General features: G+C 61.3%; 28 protein-coding genes and 2 pseudogenes. 15 read left to right on the forward strand and 15 right to left on the reverse strand.

Features of this window, described 5'->3' with window-relative positions; translation table 11 throughout:
* Positions 1-42 precede the first annotated feature (42 nt).
* The 4 genes from AC6I65_RS07395 to AC6I65_RS07410 all read right to left on the reverse strand — a co-directional run bounded on the left by AC6I65_RS07395 (position 43) and on the right by AC6I65_RS07410 (position 4,513).
* Positions 43-1,293, reverse strand: coding sequence for a hypothetical protein (locus AC6I65_RS07395; RefSeq protein ID WP_497901284.1), 1,251 nt, complete (start codon positions 1,291-1,293; stop codon positions 43-45).
* A 557-nt stretch (positions 1,294-1,850) separates the two neighbouring features.
* Positions 1,851-2,294: a hypothetical protein gene (locus AC6I65_RS07400; protein WP_497901285.1), complete on the reverse strand. Its 444-nt coding sequence runs from the start codon at positions 2,292-2,294 to the stop codon at positions 1,851-1,853.
* Positions 2,287-3,918 carry an SbcC/MukB-like Walker B domain-containing protein gene (locus tag AC6I65_RS07405; protein WP_497901286.1) on the reverse strand — a complete coding sequence of 544 codons (1,632 nt, stop codon included), beginning with the start codon at positions 3,916-3,918 and terminating at the stop codon, positions 2,287-2,289. Before AC6I65_RS07405 ends, AC6I65_RS07400 begins: the two co-directional genes overlap by 8 nt.
* 79 nt (positions 3,919-3,997) lie before the next feature.
* A complete protein-coding gene (locus AC6I65_RS07410; protein WP_497901287.1) occupies positions 3,998-4,513 on the reverse strand; it encodes a hypothetical protein in 516 nt (171 codons plus the stop codon).
* A 424-nt stretch (positions 4,514-4,937) separates the two neighbouring features.
* Between AC6I65_RS07410 and AC6I65_RS07415 the strand changes: the two are divergent.
* The 4 genes and pseudogenes from AC6I65_RS07415 to AC6I65_RS07430 all read left to right on the forward strand — a co-directional run bounded on the left by AC6I65_RS07415 (position 4,938) and on the right by AC6I65_RS07430 (position 9,139).
* Positions 4,938-5,188: pseudogene (locus AC6I65_RS07415) on the forward strand (hypothetical protein).
* A gap of 343 nt (positions 5,189-5,531) precedes the next feature.
* Positions 5,532-6,839, forward strand: a complete 1,308-nt coding sequence (locus AC6I65_RS07420; protein ID WP_497901288.1) for a TIGR00341 family protein — start codon at positions 5,532-5,534, stop codon at positions 6,837-6,839.
* Between the two features lie 170 nt (positions 6,840-7,009).
* Entirely contained in the window at positions 7,010-7,675 is a 666-nt protein-coding gene (locus AC6I65_RS07425) for an AIM24 family protein (protein WP_497901289.1), read from the forward strand.
* Between the two features lie 78 nt (positions 7,676-7,753).
* Positions 7,754-9,139, forward strand: a complete 1,386-nt coding sequence (locus AC6I65_RS07430; protein WP_497901290.1) for a calcium:cation antiporter family protein — start codon at positions 7,754-7,756, stop codon at positions 9,137-9,139.
* A gap of 256 nt (positions 9,140-9,395) precedes the next feature.
* Here AC6I65_RS07430 and AC6I65_RS07435 read toward each other — a convergent pair whose 3' ends face one another.
* Complete coding sequence (locus AC6I65_RS07435; RefSeq protein WP_497901291.1) at positions 9,396-9,863, reverse strand: NUDIX hydrolase; 468 nt, start codon at positions 9,861-9,863, stop codon at positions 9,396-9,398.
* A gap of 159 nt (positions 9,864-10,022) precedes the next feature.
* Positions 10,023-10,313: an amphi-Trp domain-containing protein gene (locus AC6I65_RS07440; protein WP_497901292.1), complete on the reverse strand. Its 291-nt coding sequence runs from the start codon at positions 10,311-10,313 to the stop codon at positions 10,023-10,025.
* A gap of 95 nt (positions 10,314-10,408) precedes the next feature.
* On the opposite strand from AC6I65_RS07440, the gene AC6I65_RS07445 reads away from it, so the two are divergent.
* The 3 genes and pseudogenes from AC6I65_RS07445 to AC6I65_RS07455 all read left to right on the forward strand — a co-directional run bounded on the left by AC6I65_RS07445 (position 10,409) and on the right by AC6I65_RS07455 (position 12,181).
* Positions 10,409-10,858 (forward strand): DUF2085 domain-containing protein, encoded by a 450-nt coding sequence (locus tag AC6I65_RS07445; RefSeq protein ID WP_497901293.1) that lies wholly within the window; start codon positions 10,409-10,411, stop codon positions 10,856-10,858.
* Between the two features lie 61 nt (positions 10,859-10,919).
* A complete protein-coding gene (locus tag AC6I65_RS07450) occupies positions 10,920-11,357 on the forward strand; it encodes an NINE protein (protein ID WP_497901294.1) in 438 nt (145 codons plus the stop codon).
* A gap of 96 nt (positions 11,358-11,453) precedes the next feature.
* A pseudogene (locus AC6I65_RS07455) lies at positions 11,454-12,181 on the forward strand (DUF2270 domain-containing protein).
* A 40-nt stretch (positions 12,182-12,221) separates the two neighbouring features.
* Here the strand turns inward: AC6I65_RS07455 and AC6I65_RS07460 are convergent.
* Complete coding sequence (locus AC6I65_RS07460; RefSeq protein ID WP_497901295.1) at positions 12,222-12,683, reverse strand: pyridoxamine 5'-phosphate oxidase family protein; 462 nt, start codon at positions 12,681-12,683, stop codon at positions 12,222-12,224.
* Positions 12,684-12,905: 222 nt separating this feature from the next.
* On the opposite strand from AC6I65_RS07460, the gene mobA reads away from it, so the two are divergent.
* The gene (mobA, locus tag AC6I65_RS07465) at positions 12,906-13,556 is read left to right on the forward strand and encodes a molybdenum cofactor guanylyltransferase (RefSeq protein ID WP_497901296.1); all 651 of its coding nucleotides are present in this window, start codon (positions 12,906-12,908) and stop codon (positions 13,554-13,556) included.
* A gap of 26 nt (positions 13,557-13,582) precedes the next feature.
* On the opposite strand, the gene AC6I65_RS07470 is transcribed toward mobA, so the two are convergent.
* The gene (locus AC6I65_RS07470; protein WP_497901297.1) at positions 13,583-14,425 is read right to left on the reverse strand and encodes a universal stress protein; all 843 of its coding nucleotides are present in this window, start codon (positions 14,423-14,425) and stop codon (positions 13,583-13,585) included.
* Between the two features lie 532 nt (positions 14,426-14,957).
* Between AC6I65_RS07470 and AC6I65_RS07475 the strand changes: the two genes are divergently transcribed.
* Positions 14,958-15,107 carry a DUF7512 family protein gene (locus tag AC6I65_RS07475; RefSeq protein ID WP_497901298.1) on the forward strand — a complete coding sequence of 50 codons (150 nt, stop codon included), beginning with the start codon at positions 14,958-14,960 and terminating at the stop codon, positions 15,105-15,107.
* Between the two features lies 1 nt (position 15,108).
* Positions 15,109-16,146, forward strand: coding sequence for a sulfite exporter TauE/SafE family protein (locus AC6I65_RS07480; protein ID WP_497901299.1), 1,038 nt, complete (start codon positions 15,109-15,111; stop codon positions 16,144-16,146).
* A 150-nt stretch (positions 16,147-16,296) separates the two neighbouring features.
* Here the strand turns inward: AC6I65_RS07480 and AC6I65_RS07485 are convergent, their stop codons facing one another.
* On the reverse strand, positions 16,297-16,584 hold the full coding sequence (locus tag AC6I65_RS07485; RefSeq protein WP_497901300.1) for a DUF7967 family protein: 288 nt from the start codon (positions 16,582-16,584) through the stop codon (positions 16,297-16,299).
* A gap of 140 nt (positions 16,585-16,724) precedes the next feature.
* On the opposite strand from AC6I65_RS07485, the gene AC6I65_RS07490 reads away from it, so the two are divergent.
* From AC6I65_RS07490 to AC6I65_RS07500, 3 genes are all read left to right on the forward strand, one after another.
* Entirely contained in the window at positions 16,725-17,066 is a 342-nt protein-coding gene (locus tag AC6I65_RS07490) for a four-helix bundle copper-binding protein (RefSeq protein WP_497901301.1), read from the forward strand.
* Position 17,067: 1 nt separating this feature from the next.
* Positions 17,068-17,598 (forward strand): DUF2243 domain-containing protein, encoded by a 531-nt coding sequence (locus tag AC6I65_RS07495; protein ID WP_497901302.1) that lies wholly within the window; start codon positions 17,068-17,070, stop codon positions 17,596-17,598.
* Positions 17,599-17,747: 149 nt separating this feature from the next.
* Positions 17,748-18,860, forward strand: coding sequence for an aminotransferase class V-fold PLP-dependent enzyme (locus AC6I65_RS07500; protein ID WP_497901303.1), 1,113 nt, complete (start codon positions 17,748-17,750; stop codon positions 18,858-18,860).
* 32 nt (positions 18,861-18,892) lie between these two features.
* On the opposite strand, the gene AC6I65_RS07505 is transcribed toward AC6I65_RS07500, so the two are convergent.
* The 3 genes from AC6I65_RS07505 to AC6I65_RS07515 form a co-directional block, all read right to left on the reverse strand.
* Positions 18,893-19,273, reverse strand: a complete 381-nt coding sequence (locus AC6I65_RS07505) for a helix-turn-helix domain-containing protein (RefSeq protein ID WP_497901304.1) — start codon at positions 19,271-19,273, stop codon at positions 18,893-18,895.
* Between the two features lie 341 nt (positions 19,274-19,614).
* Positions 19,615-19,776, reverse strand: coding sequence for a DUF7560 family zinc ribbon protein (locus AC6I65_RS07510; protein ID WP_497901305.1), 162 nt, complete (start codon positions 19,774-19,776; stop codon positions 19,615-19,617).
* A 215-nt stretch (positions 19,777-19,991) separates the two neighbouring features.
* Positions 19,992-22,061, reverse strand: a complete 2,070-nt coding sequence (locus AC6I65_RS07515) for a sensor histidine kinase (protein WP_497901306.1) — start codon at positions 22,059-22,061, stop codon at positions 19,992-19,994.
* Positions 22,062-22,369: 308 nt separating this feature from the next.
* Here AC6I65_RS07515 and AC6I65_RS07520 point away from each other — a divergent pair, with 308 nt between their 5' ends.
* Positions 22,370-23,026 (forward strand): helix-turn-helix domain-containing protein, encoded by a 657-nt coding sequence (locus AC6I65_RS07520; RefSeq protein WP_497901307.1) that lies wholly within the window; start codon positions 22,370-22,372, stop codon positions 23,024-23,026.
* 62 nt (positions 23,027-23,088) lie between these two features.
* The gene (locus AC6I65_RS07525; protein ID WP_497901308.1) at positions 23,089-23,550 is read left to right on the forward strand and encodes a pyridoxamine 5'-phosphate oxidase family protein; all 462 of its coding nucleotides are present in this window, start codon (positions 23,089-23,091) and stop codon (positions 23,548-23,550) included.
* 129 nt (positions 23,551-23,679) lie between these two features.
* On the opposite strand, the gene AC6I65_RS07530 is transcribed toward AC6I65_RS07525, so the two are convergent.
* From AC6I65_RS07530 to AC6I65_RS07540, 3 genes are all read right to left on the reverse strand, one after another.
* Positions 23,680-23,817, reverse strand: a complete 138-nt coding sequence (locus tag AC6I65_RS07530) for a DUF7560 family zinc ribbon protein (protein ID WP_497901309.1) — start codon at positions 23,815-23,817, stop codon at positions 23,680-23,682.
* Between the two features lie 77 nt (positions 23,818-23,894).
* Entirely contained in the window at positions 23,895-24,344 is a 450-nt protein-coding gene (locus tag AC6I65_RS07535) for a DUF3054 domain-containing protein (protein ID WP_497901310.1), read from the reverse strand.
* Positions 24,341-25,915, reverse strand: a complete 1,575-nt coding sequence (locus AC6I65_RS07540) for a heme o synthase (protein WP_497901311.1) — start codon at positions 25,913-25,915, stop codon at positions 24,341-24,343. The genes AC6I65_RS07535 and AC6I65_RS07540 overlap by 4 nt, the downstream gene beginning before the upstream one ends.
* Positions 25,916-26,166: the final 251 nt, after the last annotated feature.

The following is a 26,166-nucleotide window of genomic DNA, read 5'->3' on the forward strand; positions in this document are numbered from 1 at the left end:
TCCTCCCAGGGAAATCGGCGCATTCGAATTCGGATGAGGAGGCTACGGTCGGTCGGGGAACAGTGCGAGGTGACTGATGATAAGCCGACTCTCCAGCCCACCCGCCAACGCGCCCGAGAGTACCCCGATGGTGCTGATGAACGCACCGGTCCGGACGAGATCGATGAAGCCCACGGTCGGCTCCTCGAGACTCGGCCAGTTGGACATCAAATTCGGCGGGAAGACGACCAGTTCGATGACGAGAATGATCGCCCACACGAGCCCGAATAAGCCGACCATCGCCAGCAAGAGGACGAAAAAGACCGTGACGTTGACTAAGGCCGTGTGTTCGGTGACGATCCGATGTCGCTTCCGCGGGAAGGAGAGGTTCTGGACGAACAGGAGGTAGAGCGTTGCCGTGAAGATACTGACGGCCGCGAACAGCGCTGCCGTCACGTTGGTCATGTGGAAGCCGACGTCCCAGGATTCGGCGCTGAAGACGATGACGAGCGTCGGTGTCAGCGCGGCCGTCGACAGCTTCGGTAGCGAGAGCGGCAACAACGGCGCCCGACTGTTACCGAGCGCCTGCAGGATTCGTCCGGGGTTTCGGACGGCACTGGCCGCGTGGAAGACGAGACGCGCTATTGGGCCGCGCGGGCGGGCCTCGGCCGCGGGGAGCTCCGCGGCGATCCGATGGAGATATCGCTCGACGTCCGCGTCGAACGGCGGCACGGCCCGTCGGTCCGGATCGAACTGGAACGGCTCCATGACGCCCCCGTCGGCGTCGCGGTGACGAGCACCCAGCATGTGTCCGACGAGGTGGACCACGAGCGTCGCCGTATTCCAGCGGACGGCGTCGTCCTCGAGCGAGCGTCGAGGTTCGTTGCGGGGCGCACTGCGGAGGTTGTTCGTCGAGACGACCGCGATGCGAGAGAGCGGCGACGCCAGTCCGGGGACGAACCGTTCCTTACTCGAGACGAGCGGAACGTCCGTCACGACGAGGATCAAGTCGTACGGCCCTTCGACCATCTGGTGTGTGGCGCGGTCGAGGAACTCCGAGGGCCGTCGCTTGTCGTGGTCTGCGAGCGGTACCGCGTCCTCGAGGTAGAACCGCCAGGTGACGTCCGTGACCGACGCGAGTTCGTCGACCGTATCTTCGGCAGCTTGCGTCGCAAACGACTGAAGCCGGCCGGGATCGGTTCCCGGCGCGTGAGCGACCAGCACCCCTACGTCGACCTGCAGCCCGGTCGACCCCTCGCACTCGGCCGCCACGAGCGTCGGACCGTCGCGGTCGCCCGATAGAGAACGACACATCGTCCGACGGTTCATCGTGGGGGGTCTTAACGGCTGGTGGCGACGTCCCGGTGTGAGTACCGTGGGACAGGCCGACCTAACCCTGCCAATTCGAAGCGTACTGCTAGCCCGGTACCGTCGCGTTCGATTCTGCCCGAATAACACCTGCCGAAGTGAGTACGGATGGATTCGACTGAGCGGTACGAGTACACCATCTCCGTTCGAGTGCCGAGGCCCCGTTTCTAATGTTTGATTCCTGTCTCCGTCTGTCTAGTGTGACCTCGTGCGTGCAGTAGGTGTATTGACCGTCGTACTTCTGGCGGAGTGCGGACACTGCGATTGACTTCAGCTTCCGATGTGTGTCCGATTCACCTCCGGGAACACCGTTACAGCCGCCTGCATTGCTGCCTGACAGATGGTAGAAGTGACGACCCGTCCCATTCTCGAACGGTCCTCGCGCCCGCATCTGCTCACAACAGGACGGGCAAATAACATCTTCTTCATCGCTCACCTCCTCAGGGATTACAGTCCGGTGGTCCTTCCGAGCAATGAACGGCATATAGTCGGGTAGAATCAGACTACTTCAGCTCTTTCCGGAACGGATTTTCCTTCGCTTCCTGAATATTCTCCTCTTGGACCATCTCATTTGCGCTCTTTTCACCGTGTTTTTTCACAGTCTCTGCTATCCGCTTCTTTGTTTGTCGGAACGTTTCATCAAGCCGCATCTTGGTTCGCTCGTACCCGCTCATATACCGCTCGCCTTTCTCCGTTTGGCGAATTTCGTGTGGTTCATTCTCTTCATCTACTTCGACATGTCCTAGGTCGATATACCGCTGCATCGCCTGAGACAGTCCCGGATCATACGGACCCCGTTCTTCCCTTACAAACGCCAACTCCGAGTCCTCAGCTTCCTCGTCAACGTAATTGTAGAGCAGTTTGTGATACTTAGCCCGGCCTTTGATTTCCCCGTCTGCTTCGTCTAATAGTAAGAGTCGCGGATGGTGAGCTTCGTCATCAGTCATCAGCAATCAACTCCTCCATATCGTCAAACGTGTACTGGACCTGAATTCGGTCTAGAGATTTGACTTGCTGCGGATTGAAGTGGGACTCCAGCTCCTCGTTTGAGGTCATGATGATAAACTGAATATCGGAATCGCGGATGTACTCGAGTGTTTCCTCTCGGATGTCTTCATCGATGTTTGCAAAGGGTTCGTCGAGAACAAGGATTTCCCAGTTGTGCCCGCCTTCTTCGGCTTCGGTTGCTTGCTCTGCTAGCGTATATGCAAACGACAAGTTCAGGAGCCAGATTTCCCCAGTACTTAGTTCATCATATTCCCGAGCACCTTCATTTCCTGGAAGAATAATTGTCCCATCGGATTCTATGTTAATTTCGACAGCCAACTCAGGAGCCATTTCCTGGTAGTTGTCTGACCATGCGTCTCGGAACGACTGTATAATCTCTTCAAAGCTCTCCTGAGAGAGTTCGTCTATACGGTCGTTTATAGCAGTAAGTTCATCATCCAGATCAGCAAGTGTAGCCTCGATCTCTACAACTTCCGCCTCAAGCCGGTCTTTGCGTTCTTGTAATTCCTCAATATGTTCTCGGTGTTGATCCAGTTCCTTTCGTGTTCGTTCTGCCACCGCATCAATGTCGTAGTCGTTGTCCTCAAGCGTATGTTGGGCGAGATCATTCAGGTCAGACAAATCCGGGACGGAATCCTGTAGTGACTCAATCTCGTTCTCAAGTTCGTCCTTCTCCTCTTGGAGTTCTTCGATTTTTGTTTCCAGCGCCTCGACATCGTCATCTGCGCGTTCAACTTTGGAGTTGAGGTGGCTTTTCAGTTCGTCCAAGTCACGCTTCCGACCACATTGCGGACAGCGGCCATTTTGGAGGCGTTGTTTTGCGGTTTCTTCGACGACGATCTGATCGCAAACGGCACAGGTCAATTCCTGGATCGCGTCGACAATGATGTTGTTGACCTGTTGTGTATAGCGCCGTGCTTCACGTAGCTGACGTTGTTTCTTCCGAAGTTCTTGTGCGACTCCCCGTTTCCTAGTGTTGAGGTCGCTCAGTTCCTCACGGATCTCCTCGTTATCCAAAAGCCGTTGTTTGATGATATCAATCCGTCCAGAGTTGATGAGCGATTGAAGATGCTTGATTTTCTCCAGTCGACGTTCATATTGGCCGACGTTGATATCGTCTAGGTCTTCTTTCCGTGGCTGGAGTTCTGTTCGCTGAATTCGTTCAATCTCATGCTCTAATTCTTCTCGTTGTTCTCGAAGTGCCACGATTTCATCCTGAAGGTCGGTATCCACGACACGCCGAATCACTGATAGACGGTCGTCTCCGGATAGCTGTGCAAGTGGTAACTCGTCCTTCTCGGAAAGGAGAAACTGAAGGGTGACGAGTTTCGCTGGACCAATCCTCTCTTCGATTTTCTGGTCTGCTTCCCCCTTTTCGTAGGTTTCGTCGCCGTGCGAGTATTTTCGACCTCCACCTCCGCGTTCGACGATATCATCATCGTCGAAGTGAAATCGAACTGTGCTTTTGCGCCCCGGTGAAACCCCAAAGGTCGCCTGTGGACCGTAGAGGCCGTATAGAAGCGCGTTGAATGTGAGGGTCTTGCCGGATCGATTGCCTCCCATAATAAGGAGGTCATCACCGGACACATCGTCCTTAGTGAACTCGGGGAATTCGTTTCGTGCGAACTGCTTGATGTGGAGTCTACTGATTTTCATATTTTGCTTTGTATGGTTCGGTAATGTCCCGTGCCAAGGTGTTCAGTTGCTCAATTGACCTGCGGCTCAGCCATTGCACTGCGAGGACTGCAATAACGAAGCCGACTATGGCTCCGACAAGGTTCTGGTTATAAAATCCGAGGAATGGTGCACTAATCGCGATGATGAGGCCCGTGAGGATAGTGATGTTATTTTGGTATGCCCGTCGGTCAAAGTCGTCGATGCTTAATTGGACGTTTTCATTCACTGCATGATAGAAGTGATCTTCACCCGTCAGCGTATGTACGTACTCCGTAGAACGGTAGAGTTCTCCTCCTGCCCAGAAATCAATAAGCTCGTTACTGTACCGCTCAACGAGGAACATGACGAGAATGGTCGGCAGTGCGGCGAAGGACTTGTATACATGATTGTCAGGGGCCATCATATGAATTGCCATAAGAGAATAGATGGTGAGAAAGAGAGCACCCCATCCGCTATCCCAGATCTTCGTTGGAATCTGCATATCTGGTAAGACAATCGGATGTTCTCATCAAGGTTACATAAAACATAGGGAATAAATGAAGATGAACTACAGTTGCGACTACAAGTCATTGGGTCCCTGATCGCCAGACGTATCGTCAATCAGTGTGTGAATCGTTTGGAGGCAGTACGAGCGAATGGGGGCAGCGGTGATCGCTGGCCAGTTTCTCGAGGAATCTGGGTCGTATAACGTAAAGTGGAACAAGCAATATTCGTATGATTACGGGGAGAAGCAAATCGACTTCTAGTTGTGAGCGAAGGCGACGAAGACGAAGTCACAACACTCGTTGAATGCAAACATCACGACAACAGAATCGAACAAGATGGAAGTGTGAACATAGGCCCCGGTCAGCTCCTCGCTGGACAGACGGACACGATTTGAGAGCGTTGCCGGCCAATCGTGGCCTATGGCCGCCGAAATCTCCGACCGGGTTCGAGAAATCGCCGAAATTCGCGGCCTTCCGGAGTCAGAAGTGTCGAGCGGGCACTCGAGCGCGGTCTCGAAGACCTGTGGGAGGACCTCGTACTCACGCAGTGCCTCGACGGAGAGCTCGACCGCGAGAAAGCCATCGAGCACGTCGGTCGGACGAAAGTCGAACGCGTCGAACGAGGGCGGAAAGCCGTCGAGGTGGATGTCGACTGGGGACTGAACGCGTGACGCCGCCGCGTCTCGGACTCAGTGACCGTCCGCGTGCGGTTCTTCGAGTACTAGGAAACGACGATATTGTTGCCTGCACGAGGTGTCGCTCTCGACGAGGACGTCGACTCAGCCATCAGAAATCCCTCACGAGTACGACGACTTCAGGGCTAGAATCCATCTAAACGGCGTGGAACTCCCGGCGAGCAGGTAACGTAGGCATGCCACTAACCGTGGCGATGATCTCGCCGTTGCCGGACTATCGATGGCGAGCCGTTCTATACGTCCGCTTTACATTCACAGTGAAGTGAACGATCAAACCGCGAGGCAACGATTCTATTTGATCAGGAGGCGTTTCCACCCTATGCGGCTCGTCCAGTTTCCTGTCCCGAGCGGTGAACGGGCCACTGTCATTTCGTTCCTCGACGACTCCGAACTCGACTACACACTCATCGAAGAAGTATCTAACCGCGAATACGAGGCGATGTTGCTCGTTCCGGTCTCGACAGATGCTACGGATCAGCTCATGGACGGCCTCCGGGACATAGGAATCCAAGAGCGGGGATTCGTCGCCGTTAGCGATCTCGAAACGCTCGTCTCACACCGGTACGAGACGAGCGATGAAACCACGGGTGTAGCAAAGGAGTCGACGGACAACGCGCGCATCGCTCACGAAGAGTTACTTTCTCAAGCCGAACAGATGGCGGAATCTGGTCCGAGTTATTTCACGTTGATCGCCCTTAGCGCGGTCGTCGCCACGGCGGGACTGTTGACCGACAGCGCGGCGGTTATCGTCGGTTCGATGGTAATCGCGCCCCTTCTCGGCCCCGCAATCGGTGCAAGTGTCGGCCGAATGATTCACGAGCCGGAGTTGTTCCGCGAAGGAGTGCGTGCACAGGTGCTCGGAGTCGTCCTCGCGGTCGTCAGTGCGCTCGTATTTTCGCTCGTGGTCCGCTATACGATCGGCGCGGGCATAGAGATTCAGACTCACCAACAAATCGCCCAGCGGACGAATCCGGGTGTGCTCTCAGTTGTAATCGCGATTGCCTCAGGTGTCGCAGGCGCACTGGCGTTCACCACAGGTGCGAGTGCCGTACTGGTCGGAGTGATGATCGCAGCTGCGCTCATCCCTCCGGCAGCTGCCGTCGGCATCGGGGTCGCCTTCGGGGACCCCGTGCTCGCGGCGAGCACTGCCATCCTCGTACTCGTGAACGTTCTCTGTATTAACCTCGCGGGCATGGCCGTCCTGTGGATGCGGGGCTATCGCCCCAAACGGTACCGGGAAGAGAAAATCGCACGCGGGCAGGCGATAAAACAGTTCGTCGTCCTCCTTGTCTGCGTGCTCCTCCTCTCGTCGTTCCTTGTCGGTACGACCCTCGACGCAACCCAGGATGCCGCTTTCGAGAACGACGTCGAACGCGTAATGGCGAACACCGACGCGACCGTTCTCTCACATTCGGTTTCGTACGAAACTAACCTTTTTTCGAGGACGCCGACCGGTGTAACCGTTACCGTTACCGGCGACACGTCGACGACTGCTGCGGCTCTCCAACAGGATATCCTCGAGGAAACCGGACACGAGGTCTCTGTCACTGTTTTCAGTGAAGAAGCGACGGTCGCCGAAAGCAACGAATCGAGCGAAACTCTCTCTGAATTCGGCATTGGTTACTAACCTTCTAAGTGAGACCTCGTTACGCTCGAGTGATCGGTCCCGACTCCTGCTGGATAACCGACCTGTTGTCGGACCCGGTTTCGACCGGCAGGACGCGACAGCGCCAGATACATACCTATATGGCTACCCTCTGCCATGGAAGCCGATAGAGTCGAAACGGCTCAGATATCATGAACGTCAACGAATTTGTCGATGCGAACGAACCCAGGGAGGGTGGCGAGACCTTTCAACTCGAGAGCGACAAACTGCTGGACATCGACCTCGACGGGTCGGTGATCGCGAAGGCCGGCTCGATGATCGCCTACAGCGGCGAGGTCTCGTTCAAAGGAAAGTCCTCCGCCGAGGGCGGCATCAAGGGATTCCTCAAGGAGAAAGCGACGAGCGAGGGAACTCCGGTGATGGAGGCGACCGGCACCGGCCACCTCTACCTCGCAGATCAAGAGAAGAAGATCCAGCTACTCGAACTCGAGGACGGCGAAGAGATTTCGGTCAACGGAGACGACGTGCTCGCGTTCGAATCGAGCGTGAACTACGAAATCCGGACCATCAAGAGCATCGCGGGCTTCTCGGCAGGTGGATTGACGAACGTCTCGCTCGTGGGGCCGGGGTGCGTCGCGATAACGACCCACGGGTCGCCGCTGGTACTACGGCCGCCGGTCCGGACCGACCCGAGCGCGACCGTCGCCTGGAGCGGCACGACGCCCGGGAGTCACGTCGACCGGACGCTCTCGAACATGATCGGCCAGTCTTCAGACGAGACCTACCAGCTCGAGTTCACGGGATCGGAGGGGTTCGTCGTCGTGCAGCCGTACGAGGAACACGGTTCACAGCAGTAGCAGGCCACAGTATCATCGCGGGGCGCACCGTAGGGTGGCCGGTACGCGTTTCAGTTGACGAGACACGAGAGTTGCACTATGAACCGACGAGTCCTCCTCGCTCTTTCGGCAGCGTTCGCACTGACGCTCCCCTGGGTCGTCGTGGGCGGAGCAACGACCATCCTTCCATGGCTCGCGCCCCGGCTGGGACTCGAGTACCAGGCACCGACCGTGCTCGCCACGCTCTCAACCCTCGAGACCGTGTTCGTGACGGGACTCGCCGTCCTCGGCTCGGCGTTCCTCCTCGCGTGGGCCGCCGAGACCGCCGAGAAGGACGTCCCGCAGGCGTTCGCGATTGCCGTTTTGGCCGTCCTGGCGGTGGCCCCCGAGTACGCCGTCGACGCGCTCTACGCGTGGAACGCGGGCGCATTCGCGGGAACCCCGCGGGGCGCCGAAGCCGGGAACCTCGCCGTCGCCAACATGACCGGCGCGAACCGCATCCTCATCGGTCTCGGCTGGGCCGGCGTCGCGCTCTTTACGATCTATCGGACTGGGGCGTCCGACGATCCAGCGGTGCGAAACCGACGCGGCATCCTCTCCGATTCGGTCGTTCTCGACCGCGAGATCGGCCTCGAGGTCGTTTTCCTCCTGCTGGCGACCCTGTGGGCGTTCCTCGTGCCGTTCAACGGCGGCATCGACATCTTCGACATGCTGGTCCTGGTCGGACTCTACGTCTGTTACATCGCGGTAATCATCCGCGGCGACGTCGAACCCGACATGGATCACGTCGGCGTTCCGGCGTACCTCCAGCAATTCCCGAAACGACTCCGGATAGCCACCGTGTTTGCGCTGTTCGCGTACTCCGGGACGATGATCTTTACGGCCGTCGAACCCTTCGCTCACGGTCTCGAGTTCCTGGGCGAGGGAATCGGCATCCCCGCGTTCTTCATGATCCAGTGGATCGCCCCGCTGGCTTCCGAGGCGCCGGAGCTCATCGTCGTCGTCTACCTGGTGAACAAGGCGCGATCGACGGCGGGGTTCAACGCCCTCATTTCCTCGAAGCTCAACCAGTGGACGCTGCTCATCGGGACGCTCGTGGTCGTCTACTCGATCGCGCTGGGGCGCTACGGCGTGCTCGCGTTTGACTTCAAACAGGAGGCCGAAATCTGGCTCACCGCCGCCCAGTCGTTCTTCGCCGTCTCGTTGCTAATCCGGTTCGAAATCTCCGTCACGGAGGCGCTGACGCTGCTCGTGTTGTTCCTCTCGCAGGTTCTGCTCGAGTTCATTATCATCCGAGACTTCGTGACGCTCCCCGTCTCGAGTATCGAACTTTTGCTGGCGTACTCCATCGTCTACATCGTTCTCGGGGTGACGTTGTTCGTCCAGCGTCGTCGAGAATTTTTGCTCCTCCTCCGTCGGACTGCGGGGACGATCGGCGAGGCGATGTCCCCCGGTGACGACCGCGCTCACGGCGCTGACGATTGAATCTGGCTCCATCGTTCGAAGCGTTATACTTCCTCCGCTCGTTTTCGACGAGCCGGGAGGCGTCACGTGTCTGGAGGTTCTTCTGTGCACTGGCTTTCAGCATTTCAGTTGCCTGTGCCTCGAGTCTCGAGTGCGAACTTTTCGAAAGTCCCGGGGTCGCTTCGTACTCGGAGAAGGGTCGATATCGGGGTTCCAATCGCCAGCTACCTGTCCGAGAATCGCGTCGCCCGGGCCCGTCCAGGGGAGCGCACTGCGATCAGTCAGCGGCGGAGCCGACGGCCCTCGGCTGGTCCGGCGCTCCCTCGAGCAGGTAGAGGTAGTCGTCCAGGTCGAGCGCGAACGAGTGTGGCTCTCGGAGGTCGATCCAGGAGTACTCGAACTCGAGGCCGACCTCCTCGCCCTCGCCGGTGACGACGTGGGTGAACTCGTCGGGCGCGTCGTGGACCGTCGCATGGAAGAAGTGTCTGACGTAGTACTTCGGTGGGGATTCGTACCGGTTCCAGACGTCGGTGGCGACGTGGCTGGTCGGGCCAACCGCGCTGAGGCCGCTCTCCTCGACGATTTCGCGAAAGACGGCCGCTCGAGGTGACTCGCCGGATTCGATCGTTCCCTTCGGAATCTGCAGTCCGTCGTGCTCGGGGCTCTCGAACGCCAGTAGCTCCGCTTCGTCTCGAGTGATGTACGCACACGATTTGTGCACGTACGTCGGTGATCGAGTGCCCATTCTATACCACTCAATCACGGTAATACATAAAAAGGTATCACCCAATGAGTCCTAGGATCATTAAAGGTCTCTTCCGACCGACGAGAGAGTCGAGACCGTCGTCCTCGAACGCACCTCGATTCGTCGGCGCGGGGATCCGATTCGCTTGGCTCGTTCGGCTTACTCGACTCGCGGCGCAGTTTCGTCGGTCCGTCCCGGAAGCTCGAGTTCGATCTCGAGTTCCGGGTCGCCCACCCCGTCGAAGTCGATCTCCAGCTCGATCGGTTCGCCGAACGCGAAGGGGAGTTCCCACTCCTCGCCGCTGATCGTGAGTTCGTTGCCCGCCTGGAGTTGTTCGCCCAGGGAGATCAGGAAGGCGCCGACCTCGTCCGCGTCGAGGCGGTACGCCTGTTCGAACTTCCGGCCGCTTCGGATCACCGTTCGTTCGGCGTCGGTTTCGTCTGACGACATGGTGATATCGATTCGGGTCGGATGCGGATAGGGGCGTCGCTCGAGCCAGCGTGACCGTCCAGTAGATTCATCCGGTCGCTCCGACACGAGTACGTATGGACGTCGACCGAGCGGAACTCCGGAAGGGGCTCACCGAGACCCGGCGGTTCCTGCTCGCCCACCACCTGCCCTCGGAACGACACCGGTGTTACTCGCCGGTCGTCTTCGGTCGCCGGGTGGACGTCTGTGCCCGGTGTCTGGGTATCTACCCGGGCATCGTCGCCGGATTTCTCGCGTATCTATTCGCTCCGTTGCCAGCGAACCCGACGCTTCTCGTGGCAATCTTGCCCGCACCCGCACTCCTCGACTGGTCGATGACGACCTTTCGAGAGACCCGCGGAACGAACGCCGTTCGAACGCTGACCGGCGCACTGCTCGGATTTGGCTACGGACTGGGTCTCTCGCTCCTGTTCCTCGAGTCGGTGCTGGCGGTCCTCGTCGTCGGTCTCATCTACGGGCTCCTCGCCGCCCTCTTGCTCTCGTACTCGCTTCGCCGATCCGACTGAACAGCACCTCTTGCACCTGGTTATTTACCTCGAGCGTGAGAAGTTTCGCTGACACCTGTCCATGAAACACTGCATCAACTGCGGCGACGAAATCCAGGATCAGGCATCGGTTTGCCCGAGTTGCGGAGTCAATCAATCGATTTCCCTCGAGGGAAGCCACGGGGAACGCGGCGCGAACGAGAAGTACTGCGTCGAGTGCGGGTCGCTCATCGCCAAGCAGGCGGAACTGTGTCCGGAGTGTGGCACTCGACAGCCCGCGTCGGGCGGTGGATCGGCCAATTCGGACAAGGTTGTCGCCGGTGTTCTCGCACTGTTTCTCGGCGGAATCGGTGCCCACAAGTTCTACCAGGGGAACATGAAACTCGGCGTACTGTATCTGTGTTTCTTCTGGACGTTTATTCCGGAGATCCTCGGAATAATCGAGGGCATCCTCATGCTGATAGCCGACGACGCCGAGTACGAGGAGAAGTGGGCCGACGGGAGTCTGCTGGGCCGATAACGGGTCCAATCGCTGTTCTTCTTGCGAGTACGTCCGCGCCTCGAGACCACCGGCACCCCCACCTTCGTTCATCATCTTCGCCCGCGTAACACCCATATGCTACCCTCGAGCGACGACGCGACCGACACCGGCGATACACGAGCACGAGACGGCGACGCAGCGATCGGAAGCGACCTCGAGCAGGACCGAACGACCATCAGTTCGGTGTTAGGAACACCTATCGTGGGGAAGTCTCCCGGGAAACGACCTGGCGCTCGCGCCTCGATCAGACGACGACCTGGAGCGTTACCATCATGACGGCCATCCTGACCTGGGCGTTCTCGAGTACGGACAACCCCCACTACATCATCCTGATCGCGGGCCTGGTGGTCACCACGTTCCTGTTCATCGAAGCCAGACGCTACCGGGATTACGACGTGTATCGCGCTCGCGTCCGCCTCATGCAACAGAATCTGCTGGCGGCGGCGCTCGATCCCGACGCGCCCGTCGATAACGCCGACTGGCGTGTCGAACTGAGCGACGACTACCGACGGCCGACGGTGAAAGTGTCGACGCTCGAGGCGCTCGCGAACCGACTCCGACGAATCTACCTGGCGCTGTTCACCGTACTGGTGCTGGCGTGGGCCTTTCGGATCACGGCGTTCGTCCCCAGCGACGCCTGGCTCGAGTCGGCGTCGATCGCCCTCGTTTCTGGCGAGGTGGTCGTCGCCGTGTGCGCCCTCTGGTACCTAGCCGCCGTCGCCATCGGCCTCTGGCCGCGCGAGCGGCAGGCGAAAGGGGAGTTTCGTGAGGGCGAGCACGGCGAGTGGAAGTCCGGGCAGTAGACGGCTTCACAATCCCAATGCCACTGAATCCGAGCGACGGTCACTCCGCCGTCTCGACTTCTCTCCGGCCAGTGACGCGGTCCGGCACGAGCCGAAAGTCGCGAAACGTCACGTCGTCGGGCGGCCGTTCGAAGACGTCGACGGCCGGAATTTGTACTGCCCACATCCCCTGAACCGCCGCCGATTCGTATGGCGCGTCCGAGATCTCCTCGAGCGATCCGGTCGCCACGACGCTGTGCCAGCCGTCGTCGGTCTCCGCGTAGACGACGAACGAGACCGGTCGGTCGAGGACCGCTGTCTTGCCGCCGCTGTGTCCCTCCGGGAACGATAGCCGGAAGTAGAAGTGGCCCTCGTCCGCGTAGTAGCCGTAGGAAACCGGAATCGAGAACGGCGGTTCCTCGGCGGTCGAGCCGAACGAGAGAACGCCGGTCCCGCCCCGGTCGAGAAACGAATCGAGGTCCTCGCCACCGAGTTGTACCCAGCGAAGCCCTTGTCCGTGCATGTCAACCGGTACGAGCGTCGGCCAAAAATAGACCGTTCACGAGCGCACGGACTGTCTCGAGAAACGGATCATTTCCGCCCGGGCGCTCCCGGCGCTCTTTGCTCGCCGACGCTCGAGTCCGGCACGTCAATAACGGTTTTCGCTTCCTCCCCATCTCGAGGATTCTCTCGTTTGCTTCGATGCACTGATTCACCCGGACCGCCAAGGGGAACTCGAGCCACGATGCCCGAGACATCCTCGCGCGCCGGCGTCATCATCGCGGGCGGATTTTCGACTCGCTTCCAGGACGGCGACAAGGCAGTCGCCGACCTCGACGGCACCCCGTTGATCGGTCACGTCGCCGACCGACTCGAGGACGTGACGGACGAACTCGTCGTCAACTGCCGCGCCGAGCAGGTCGACGTCCTCCGGGGCGCAGTCGAATCCGAGTCGCGGACGATCCAGGTGGCCGTCGACCAGACGCCCGACCGCGGCCCCCTCGCCGGGATCGCGACGGGTCTCGAGGCCGCGAGCGCTCCCGTCGCGGCGGTCGTGGCGTGTGACATGCCGTTCGTGGAACCGGCGTTGTTCGAGGCGCTGTTCGAGCGACTCGAGGGCGGTGACGCTCGCGATTCCGACGAACGGACGGCAGCCGTCGTTCCGAAACACCCGGACGGCTGGTTCCAGACGACCCACGCGGTCTACCGGGCGGAACCGATGGCCGACGCCTGTCGCGCGGCGCTCGAGGCCGACGAGGGCAAGATACTGGCCGCGCTCGACAGGCTCGAGTGGACCGTCTTCGAGCCGGCCGACTGGAAACGATACGCGACGCTCGACTCGTTCGACAGCATCGACACGCGAGCGGACCTCGAGGCGGCACGGGCGCGGTTCTGACCGGCAGAAAATCGGCCCTCGACCGATCAGGCTACGCGCGGCGACACGAGCAACACGTTCCCCTTCGCGCGGGCAACGATGTCCTCGGAGACGCTCCCGAGCAGGAGCCGTCGCAGGCGGCTGTGTCCGCGTGAGCCAACGAGGGTCGTCGTCGGCTCGTACTCGGACTCGACGTCGAGGATTTCGTCGGCCGGGTCGCCCTGCCGTATCTCGATCCGAGTGTCGATTCCCCACTCCTCGAGCTGGTCAGCGAGTTCCTCGAGTCGCTGGCGGGGATCCTCCCCCTCTGGTAGCCCGGGGTCTTTCGGCGTCTCGACGTGAACGAGGGTCGCCTCCTCGGTAGCGTGCCGGAGATACGAGAACGCGTCGAACGCGCGGTCGGCGTTCTCGGAGAAGTCCGTCGCGTAGAGCATCCGCTGGAACAGGTGTTTGCGGACGATTTCGGGTTCGTCGACGCCGCGCTCGATCCGGTTGACGAGCAACGGCGTCTCGCTCGTTCGCGCCAGGTTACGTGCGGTCGACCCGATCACCCGGTTCTCGAGCGGGCTCTTCCCGCGGGAGCCGACGATCGTCATGCTCGCACCGATCGTCTCCGCGATGCCCCTGATTCGTCGGTGGGGCGTTCCCCGGACGACGTGGCTCTCGACGTCGAAGCCGGCGCCCTCGATGACGTTTCGGTATCGCTCGAGTGCGCGCTCGCGCCGCCCCTCGAAGTCCATGCCGGGCATGCCCGCGTGCACGTTCAAGGGGATGACCGTCACCAGGTGAATCTCCTCGATGCCGATCCGGCCGAGGCACTCGAGGCAGGTCTCGGTCTCGATCGTGGCTTCACTGGCTGCGGACAGGTCGGTTGCGATGACGGCCTTCATAACGTCACTAGGGATCTCCAGGTTTAATATTGTTTCGTACACCCAATACCGTGTTGGGAATGTCTCGGGCATTGATCGCTCTATTCGACGTGTACAACTGGTCGCTCGGTGCAGTTGGGGAGGCGTACGAATTTGCCACCGTTCGTTCTCCGTGATCCGCACAGATGGCTCGAGTCCTCGATTCGCCGGTGCGATGGAGATCAGCCAGCGAACGGTTACAGCGAGCGCGTCGACAGGCGAGCGAAACAGGTGCATTTGACTAGATGCCCTCGTGACTGGTGACCACGCGTTGTCGTGGCTGGGAGTCGATCTGCGCGTGAGACGATAGGGCCCGTGCTCAACCCTCCCGGCGAAGGTCTTCGTATTCCTGTAACGTATTCGAATATCTCTGTTGGTTAGGCGTGGGATAGGTGACAGTAATATTGTGCACTAATCCCAAAAGCGTTATAGGCACTTCTGCAGTAGAAGGTAATGAGCAGAAAACCATGATCCGTACACAACCGGAACGCGCGAAGAACGGAGGTCGAGACGAATGATCGAGCTCGCCTCCCTGTCGGAACCAGTACAGGCAGGCGTCCTCGTGGGAGCCGTCCTCGTCGAGGCGATCGTCCTCTACGGAGGATACGGCTTGCTCGAGCGAGTCGGCGCACCGCCCCTGATCGCCACGATCGAGAACGTCTAACATGGAGGTATTCGGCATCGCGCTCACGATGCTCGTCCTGTTCGTGAGCTTCGGCTTCATGGTCGGCGTCCTGTTCGGCTTCTTCGGGATGGGCGGATCCTTCCTCGTGACGCCGGCGCTCCTGGTCATGGGCTACCCGGCCCGCGTCGCGGTCGGGAGCGGCATGGCGTTCGTCTTCGGGACCGCCGTCATCGCGACGATGAAACACCACGACCTCGGCCAGGTCGACTACAAACTCGGCGGGTTGATGATTGTCGGGACGACCGCCGGCATCGAAGTCGGGCGAATCGGGGTCTTCTACCTCGAGGAACTCGGCCTCGCCAGCGGCGTCATCGGCGTCACGTACGTCGTTCTGTTGGGCGCAATCGGTCTGTTCGTCACCCGGAACGCGCTGAAGAGTGACGGTACCGATAGCTCGAGCGGCCACCACGACGCCGCCGACGAGGAGATCGATCCGGACGCCATCCCAGACCTTGCGAAGAAGATCCAGTCCTACCACGTGCCCCCGATGATGACCATCGCCGGCGGAATCAAAGTCTCGCTGTGGATGGTCCTCGGCGTCGCGTTCGCCACGGGGCTGTTGTCGGGCTTCCTCGGCGTCGGTGGCGGGTTCATCCGCATGCCTGCCATGTTCTACCTGATCGGGGTCCCCGTTCCGGTGGCCGTCGGGACCGACCTGTTCGAAATCGTCTTCTCTGGTGGGATCGGGTCGTTCCTCTACGGCCTCGAGGGCGGCGTCGACCTCTCGATCGTCGCGCCGCTGCTGGCCGGGAGCGCGCTCGGCGCCCGCATCGGTTCGGCGGCGACCAGCATCGTCGACGAGGGCGACATCAAGATATACTTCGGGCTGATGCTCCTGGGTGGCTCGGTCGCCGTCGCGTTCCGCCAGGCCGGAGATTACCTCGGAATCGAGGTCCTGAGCACGATCAGTTTCGCGCTAATCTTGCTCTCGGCGTTCATGGTCAGTGGGGCCGTCATCTACAGCACCATCGCCACGATGCGCCAGAACGCTCGAATCGCTCGTTCGACGGCCGATTAGTCGAGCCTCGAACGCGTTCGGCAGATCTGTTTTCACCGTGACACGGTACTCGAGACCGTCAGCCAGTGGTCTCGAGCGACGCGACCGACAGTGATCGAATATCAATCACCAGTACGGACGGAGCGACTCGAGTTTGAGCCTGCGGGGACACTATATTGGATCGTCGGGTTCGTGCTCGGCAGCCATTCGGGATGCCTCGGTCGCGTAGCGTTCCCGCTGGTCGCGGTCGTCGACCGACCCGAGGTTGTCGGCGTCGACCTCGAGTGCGGCGGTCGTCTCTCGAGCGTCGGTGAAACTCGTGAGCGCCCGTTCCTTGCGGAAGTAGCGCTCGCCGTCGGGCGTCGCGTAGACGAGGATGATGAGGTTCTGTTCGTCGTCGGAGTACGTTCGCTCGACCAGCCAGACTCGAATGCCTTCTTGGTCCCCTTCGGACGCCATAACTGGATCCAGGACGCGGATTCCCAAAGCCGTTTGGCAGTCACGTGCTCCTTCGAGAGGGACCCACTCTCGTCTGCGCCGGGCGACGCTTGCATGACCATGTGTGGCGTTGATCCGGTTTGGTGTTGTTCGTTCTTGTGATGGCGCTACAACAGCTCCCGCGAGACGACGAGATGAAAGACTGCATCGACAACTGCCTCGAGGCCGCCCAGGTCTGTGAGTGGTGTGCGGACGAGTGTGCCGACCACGGCGAGGAGATGGCCGAGTGCATCCGGCTCTGTCGGGACGTCGCCGACCTGGCAACGTTGCACGCGCGATTCATGGCACGCGATTCGGATTACCACGGCGACCTCGCCTCCATCTGTGCGGACGCCTGCGAGGCCTGTGCCGAGGAGTGCGAACAGCACGACCACGACCACTGTCAGGCCTGTGCGGAGGTCCTTCCGAAGTGTGCCGAATCGTGTCGTGAAATGGCCAGCTAGCATGGCAGCACCCCCGCGATCCGAGAGGTGGCTCGGGCTCTCCGCGCGGTCGAAGCCGCTCGTCCAAGCCGGAGCCGCCCTCGGCGTCGGGCTAGGCGGTTTTTTCGACGGTATCGTCCTGCACCAGCTCCTGCAGTGGCACCACATGCTCTCGGCCCGGACGGACACGACCGACCTCGCCGCAATGCGGCTCAACGTCCTCGCTGACGGGCTCTTTCACGTGGCGACCTACGCGTTCACGATCGTCGGCATCGTGTTGATCGTCCGCGCGTGGCGTCATCCGTACGTCTCACCCTCGGGTCGAACGCTATTCGGCTCGGTCCTGATGGGCTGGGGAATCTTCAACCTGGTCGAGGGACTCGTCAATCACCACCTCCTCGAACTCCACCACGTCTGGCCCGACGGGCCGGCGAGCGTTCTGGTCTTCGACGTCGCGTTCTTGCTCTCGGGCATGCTCTTGCTCACGCTCGGGTACGGTATCGCTCGCTCGCACTCGGATGCAGCCGGCGGCGCTCGAGATGGAACCACCTGACTGCGAACAGACTGCTATTTCGATCCTGGAGAGAAATTTGGACTGGGCACAATCTCGAGGAGACGAACGCCGAACTGGCAGCGGAACCGGCAGCCCCCACGATCGAGGCCAACGATTAGGACCTTCGGCGAGTAGACGTACCTACCTTCATGGACTACGAGACCCTTCGCGCGGACATTCCAGCGCTCGAGCACGGCATCTACCTGAACACTGGCGCCGGCGGGCCCAGTCCCCGGCCCGTCGTCGAGACGATCGAGTCGTCCCTCGAGTCCCACGAGTACGACGCGCCGACCGGCGAAGGCATGTACGCCGCTGCCGTCTCGAGCCTCGACCGGGCGGAGGCGGCAGTGGCCGACCTCATCGGCGCTCACGAGACCGAAATCGCGCTCACCCAGAGCACGACCGACGGCATCAACCGCGTCGCCGGCGCGTTCGACTGGGACGAGAACGACGTCGTTGTCCGTACCGACCTCGAGCACCCGGCGGGTATCCTGCCGTGGCGACGACTTGAACGCACGCGCGGCACGGAGGTTCGCGTCCTCGAGACCACGGAAGGAAGACTGGACCTCGAGGCCGCGAAGGACGCACTCAAGGGAGCGACGCTGCTAGTCGTGAGTTCGATCACCTGGACACACGGAACGCGACTGCCGATCGAGGAACTCGTCGAACTGGCACACGACGCCGGCGCACGGGTGCTCGTCGACGCCGTGCAGTCGCCCGGACAGACAGCTGTCGACGTCACCGGCTGGGGAGCCGATTTCGTCGTCGGTGCCGGTCACAAGTGGCTGCTTGGCCCCTTCGGCGCCGGCTTCCTCTACGTCCGCGAGGGGGCCGAACGCGAGTGCGTGCCGGGTGCGATCGGCTACCGGAGCGTGACCGATGCCTCTGCGCACGACTACGAGTACGCGCCCGGCGCTGGCCGGTTCGAGGTCGGCACGACCAGCCCCGCCCTCTACGACGGCCTGGCGGCGGCAATCGACTATCACCAGGAACTCGGGACGGACGCGATCGAGTCCCGTATCGCCGACCTCACCGGGTATCTCAAGGATGGCCTCCCGGACTCCGCATTGCTCAGCCCTCGCGAGTTCGAGTCCGGGCTCGTCACGATTGATGTGCCCGATCCGGAGGCGACGGTGGACCGCCTCGCCGAGCAGGACATCACAGTTCGGTCGCTCTCGTACCCGGATGGCATGAGAGCGTCAGTTCACGCGTTCAATACGCGAGACGACCTGGACGCGTTGCTCGAGGCGTTGAAACGATAATTTCAGGAGTGAAAGAGAAGAATCGGAGCCGATCAGGCGCTGGGGTGAGAGAGCAACAGTTCGATCCCGCTGTCGGCTTCGACCGAGATCTGGACGTCGTCGACGCGGTGGCCGTACTCGCTCGTGTGCTTGCCCGAGCGGCGGATGCGAAGTTTCTCGTCGAGCATCCCCGCGTCGGTCAGCTTCTCGATTTTGCGGTAGGTCGATGAGAGGGGGACGTCACAGCGCTCGGAGAGTTCGGATGCGGTGAGATACGCGGCGTCTTCGTTGAGGGCCTCGAGGATGGTCCGGCAGTCGGCGTCGGTGAGCGCATCGAGAATGGTCTGGACGTCGTCGCCGGTCGTGATCGTCGTCTCGTCGCTTGGGGTGTCGTATCCGAAGGGGCTCGTCGTCGCGGTCAGTGACTGGCTCATACTTCTGTAGAGGAACCGATGGCCCTCGAGTGTACACCACCGATATCGTGGGTTATTTATATAGGGTGGCGAAAATAGCCGTTTCGGGGCCTGTGAACGCATCACACGGCCTCGAGTGGCTGTTGGAACGAGGGCGTCTCGCACACGGCTTGCGGGTCGTCTTCCGGTGGTCGTCATTATCATCGCCATCGCAGAACTCGAGTCCTGGACGTCCTCCACTCCGTCCATGTCGTCGAATCGCGACGAAGCCGGCATTCGTCAACAAAATTCGCCCATCGAGCGTCGGTCGTGAAAAGAGAAGAGAGAAACGGGCGTTCGACTCGTCGGTGACGGGCGGTAATTCAGGCGTCGTTTTCGGCCATCTCTTCGAAGTCCGCTCGAGAGACGGTGCTTCCACAGATCACACAGCCGTTCTCGACGAGGGCGTCCCGCATCGACGCGTTGACCGTGATGGTCTGGGCGCACTCGGGACAGACGAAGCGATAGTCCTCACTTGCACTCATTGCTACTAGGTCAGACACCCTCCAGTAATAAGTTGTCCACTCTCGTTCTGAGATGATGAGAATACCCCACGGGCGTCGAGTCTCGCCCTGCTGGGGCGATTCCTCTCTTCGGGAACGAACGACGGGGCGACGGCGTCGAGGACGTCGCTCGAGTGTCCAGGTCGGTCTGGACGCGTTCGCGCGTCCGCGCATCCGTATCGTGACCGCTGCGGGCCTCACTCGGCCCGCTCACCGACCGAAGGGAGGGTAAACGAGACCGTGGTTCCGTCACCGGGTTCGGACTCCGCCCAGACCTCGCCGCCGTGGCGTTCGACGATCCGCTCGCAGACGGCGAGTCCGATCCCGCTTCCCTCGTACTCCGTCCGACTATGCAGTCGAGTGAAGACATCGAAAATGTGCTCCGTCTCGTCGGGATCGATGCCGATCCCGTCGTCTCGGACCGAAACGACCCATCGGGAGCCGTTTCGTTCCGCCGAGACGTGGATCGACGGCGGCTCGTCGCCGCTGTACCGAATTGCGTTGCTCATCAGGTTCTGGAAGACCTGTCGCAACTGATCGTGGTCGCCCTCGACGGTCGCCTCGTGGAGTGATTCGGCCGTGATCGCCGCATCGCTCTGGGAAATCTGCACCTGGAGGTCCTCGCGAGCGTTCTCGAGGACGGCCTCGAGATCGACCGGCTCGAGCGGTTCGCCGCTCGTTTCCACCCGCGAGTACGCGAGCAACCCCTCGATCATTCCCCGCATGCGGTCGGCCCCGTCGATCGCAAATTCGAGGTACTCTTCCCCATCTTCGTCGAAGACGTCGCCGTATCGGCGCTCGATGAGCTGGAGGTAACTCGAGACCATTCGGAGCGGTTCCTGGAGGTCGTGGGAGGCGGCGTAGGCGAACTGCTCGAGGCGCTTGTTGGATTCTCGAAGACTGGCGACGGACTGCTCGAGTTCGTGCTGGTACTGGTGGCGTTCGATGGCCTCCGCGATGATGTTAGCGACGCTCTGGACGAACGTGACATCTTCGTCGCTGAAGACCTGTGGATCGGTGTCGTGAGCCCCCAGGATTCCCCACGGATTGTCATTCGGGCCGATGATGGTACTAATTCCGCTGCGAACGTCGTGGTTTCGGAGCAAATCCGGACCGGTAAATCGCGTTTCCGCCTCCAGGTCTTCGACGATGATGGGACGATCGTTTGCCAGCGTGTACGCCGCCTGCGAGTCGGCTTCGACGGCGGAAACCGTCGCCGCTCCGACGAGCCCGGGTTTCCAGCCGATCCCCTGGCGAAGGAGCAATTCGTCGGCCTGGGGATTCAGATCGAGCACTTTGCAGTATTCGATGTCGAGCGCAGCCGTCACCCGCTGGGTCGCTTCGCGCATGAGCTCGTCGAGGTCGTCCGTCTCGAGTGCGAGCTGGCCGAGGTCGGCGACGACCTGTTGCTGGCGAATCCGATCCGTGAGCTCCCGTTCGCGGTCTTTCCGCCCGGTGATGTCCTGGGACATGACCAGCACGGCGTACACGCGTCCGCCTTCGTCGGTCAACGGATGGGTACGGAACTCGAACACCTGTTCTGGCGTCTCCAGTTCGAAGACGGTCGATTCGCCCTCGAGCGTCGCGCGATAGTGCGGTTCGGCGACGTCCACGACCTCCGGCGGGAAGGCGTCCTGGACGCGTTTTCCCCGTAGTTCGGTCGGATCGTATCCGGTTTCCTCGAGGGCGTTCCCGGCGACGAGCGTGTGTCGTAACTCGGTGTCCAGCAGCGCGACGGCCCCGTTCGGAAAGTTCTCCGTCAACGTTCGGTAGCGCTGTTCGGACGCTGCGAGACGATCGAGCGTCTCTTCGAGTTCCGCCTGCGTGTCCTGGAGTTCCTGATTGCGCTGCTCGAGAACGTAAGTTCGCGATTTTGCGCGCGCATCGTACGCCCCTGCGCCGAAACCGGCGACGCCAGCGAGCGCAGTGAGGATGAGGAAGTTGTTCACCGGGTCCGATAACTGACCGGCGAGGTAAATGAAGAGGAGAATACTGACAACCACGCCAATCGCGCGGAGACACCAGCGGGCGATGGTCGCGAAGAACCTCGGCTGAATGTCGGTCTGGGGCAGCCCGTATCCCCCGTAGAGAAGCACGAGGCCGGAGCCGCTGACCAGAACGACGACGATTAGTACCGCCGAACTCGGCAGTACTTCGCCAGCCTGCGTGAGTGGCCAGATCACACCGATAGCGGCGTACAGACCCCCGAGTGTGAGGATCGCACGACGCCCACCGAACGTCGAGTGGAATCGGGCCAGGGGATTCATACAATTCCAGACGTAGAGCCAAATAAATAGTACTTCTGGATCCGACCGTCACTCAGACGGACGTATCGTCACCCGGTGTCGATCGTCGCTCGCCCCGCGGCTGCCGGAGCGTCTTTTGGAGGTGGGATGACGAATTGTCATCTCTACCCGACCGTGCGTATCATGCGCGATGGTGGCCTACCCCGCTGGAAGGCCCCGTACCACCACTGGGTATCACGCGGGATGAAATGGCCGTACACCGACACGCCGACCCGGAGTCCGCGGAACCCTATCTTCATTAGGCCGGCCTTCGAACACGACCCTAGACGATGTCGCCGGGAATTCGCGCGACGGTGAAAGTCGGGTCGCCTGAGGGCTGTCCAATCGCGGCCTTTTCACAGCGGACGGGGACGACGGTCGATCGAGTCTCGACGAGTGCCGCCAGCGAGGACAGCTCGAGTCACGGTGGGGGAAGCACCACGGAGTTCCTGGCTGCCACCGACGAGGAGATCGACGACGTCTCCGGACCGATCTTCTCCTACGGGTCGACCAACCTCTATCGCCACGCGCACGACGACTCGAGCTGTCCCTGCGCTTGCCTCGGCTCGTTCGGCTGTCCGGTCCACCGCTACGTCGCCGAGGACGGGGACCTCACGCTGGTCTTTCACGCCGAGGACTTCGACCAGCTCCAGGCGATCATGGCCGAGTTCCGCGAACGGTACCCCGACATCGATGTCCAGCGACTCCTCCAGCCGCCACTACGAGGATCGACCGAAGAGCAGGTGTTCGTCAACCGGGGGAAACTCACCGACCGCCAGCACGAGGTCCTGCAGGCTGCCTACGATGCCGGCTACTTCGAGCGCCCGAAAGGAGCCAACGCGACCGAAATCGCCGCCGAGCTCGACATTAGCCAGTCGACGTTCACTGAACACCTCGTCGCCGCCCAGCGAAAGCTCTTCGAGGACATCCTCGAGACCGACGCGTGATCGTCGGCGAGTGACAACGGAAATAGTTTAATGCCGCATCGGCTTTGACTCTGCATACGACGATGTCACTAGCCGAGGAAACCGAGATGACGGCGACGGAGATCGACGACTTCCTGAGTCGCCACGAGACTGGCGTCCTGGCACTCGCCAGCGACAACACGCCGTACGCGGTCCCGATCTCCTACGGATACGACGCCGACAGCCGATCGTTCTACATGCGACTGGTTTCGACGCCCGAAAGCGAGAAACGCGAGTTTCTCGACTCCTCTCCCCAGGTTCGTCTCGTCGTTTACAACGAACGAGATGGCGGTGAGACCTACCACAGCATCGTGGCCGTCGGTACGCTCGAGACGATCGACCCGGCCAACCTCACTGTCGAGGACGTCGAACAGTACGGAACGACGAAGCGACCGCTGTTCGAAATCTGGGGCGAGTCGAAGGCGAATCTCGACATCCAACTCTATCGGTTCGTACCCGACGACCTGAGCGGGCGCCGAACCGAAATCGATCGCGGGGACGCGTAGATTCTGTCGATTTTTCGGCGTGGATCAGGCTCTCGAGCGGTGGCAATCTGCGGTGAACGCGACAAACGTGGCGAACGCGCTAAAACGCGCCGAATACGTCGAAACGCGTCGAAACGCGCTAAAACGCCATCAGTGGACGAGAAAGTGTTCGCTGGAAACCCTCGTTCCGCAGACTGGACACCCGTATTCGACCGTCGCGTTGCGTACGTCGCCGTCCACGGGGCCTCGCTGGCCGCAGCCCGGACAGGTAAATTCGTAAGTTGTCATTGCAGTCGGTTGGGCACCTCTATCTAGACGAACACGGCGGCTCTCGATAGGGGTCTAGCCACACTATGTGGGGGTGTTTAAACGGGGTGTCGAAGCGCCCGACGAACGAGCAGCGAAACGCAGAGTCGCCACGGCAGGACGAAGGCCAGCCCGAAGACGACGTTGACGAGGACGAACTCGAGCGGGGCACCCCCGGGGAAGTATTCCGTCGCCCGAATCGCGGCACCGACGAGCGAAGCGCCGATCCAGCCGAGCGTGACGTACCGAAGGGTCTCGGAGGGGCTGGAAAGCGTGTCGAACCGGAACGTCCCGACGAGCGGACTCACGAACAGCCAGCCGACCAGAAACGGCACGGCGGTTCGAAGGGTGTGGATCGGGTACGCCCACGGTTCAACGGCGTGCGAGAGCAAGCCGACGCCGAAGAAGGCGAGGATGGCAATCCCGTCGCCGAGAGCGACGACGTTGGCGACGACGGCGATGCTCGAGTTGAGGGTGGCGAGTCGGATGCGTGTGGTTATCGCGTTCATGGTCGGAGACCGACGACGAGCGCTTCGGCGACGATGGCGAGCAGGACGACGCCGAGATAGGCGTTCGAGGCGTGGAAGGTTCGGAGCGTCGAACGGTCAGTTCTGCGGCGACACTGCACGACCGTCGTCCCGAGAAACAGCCCACCCGCGGTGATCGTCGAGAGGGTGAAGAGCCAGCCGAGTGGGGTCACGAGACCGAGCATGGTGGTCATCACCAGCGTTCCGCCGAGGGTCAGGAGGACCCGGCGACGGGCGGCCGAGACGCCCGAGACGACCGGAAACATCGGATAGCCGGCCCGCGCGTAGTCGTCGCGGTAGACGATCGCGAGGTTGTAGAAGTGTGCCGGCGTCCAGACGACGACGATCAGTGCGAGCACAATCGCCGGCAGTCCGACCGATCCCGTGACGGCGGCCCAGCCGATGACGGCCGGAAGCGCGCCCGACCCGCCGCCGATCGCGATGTTCCAAGTCGTATTCGGTTTGAGGACGACGGTGTAGAGCACGCTGTAGTAGACGATGGCCACCAACGTCAGCGCCGCGACGAGGAGGCTGACTAGCGTCACGAGCACGACCATCGAAAGGACGGCCAGCGAGAACGCAAAGAGGGTCGCGCGAGCGGCCGACACCTGATCGGTCGCCACGGGGCGGTCCGCCGTTCGCAACATCTGCTGATCGCGGTCGCGTTCGTAGGCGTGGTTGAACGCCCCGCTCGCTCCCGTGGCCAGCACCCCGCCGGCGAGCGTCGCCACGACGGTCACGCCGTCGGGCCACTGACCGGTCGTTGTCGCGAGCGCCATCCCCGCGAGCGCGAGCAGACACAGTAGCCACATCAGCCGTGGTTTCGTCAACTCGAGGTAGGATCGCCCCCTCGAACGGAGTCGGGCGCGCGTCGACCGTTCCGCGTTGGCTCGAGTCGGGTTCGATACCGGTTCACTCGCGAATGTAGACGACGGCTCGCTTGCGGCTACGGACGGCGGCTCACCTGTGGTTGCGGACGACAGCCCGCCTGCGGATGCGGACGGCTTGCTTTCGGTCGTGGACGACGGGGACGGCTCGCCGACAGCAGGTGTCGTCCGTTCGGTGGTTGACTCGCCCTCGAGCATCCAGCCGAGGGCAGCGAGCAGCGCGGTGAAAAGCACGGCAGCGATCGCGAGGTGGGCTCGTCCCGCGACGGGCTCCCCGGTAACGACGACGAGTCCACCGACACCGACCTGGATCACGAACAGGACCACGCCGCCGCTGATGGCGATGCGCGTCCGCCGACTGGCCTCCGTCTTCCAGGCGCCGAGTGTCGTCAGGGCGAGTAACAGGCCGACGAGCCCGGCGAGCAGTCGATGGCCGAGAACGGCAATCAGCGTGGGATCGATCGGTGACGCGATTCCGTCGGTACAGAGCGGCCACGTCCCGCAGGCGCTTCCGGCGTCGGTCGTCGCGAGCGCCGCCCCCGTCGCGAGCAGTGCGTAGGTTGCGAGCGTCGTTGTTGCGAGGAGGAGGACGAATCGACGTGTCGTAAACAGGGTCGTCATGAGTGAGTAGAGCGTGTTCGAACGGGCGGTTTCGGTCCCGCTCACAGGAAAGCGTTCGAAATGGTCGTACCCGACAATTCCCCCGAACATGTTTCGGCGGGTTCGAGCGACGAAGTGTCTCGAGGGAGGCGGGTGACAGTTCTGGCGTTCACTTCCACCGTTCAGATCCGACGATCGTCGATTTCGACGCCAGTTATCGGAGCGGTCAGGGGTTCGTCCCTCGAGCCCGAATCTACACCCTGGCTGGGTCAGACAGGACGGTACGTTTCGGCGAGCGTCAGCTCGTCAACTGTCGA

It is taken from the genome of Natronosalvus sp. KLKA75, assembly GCF_059736265.1.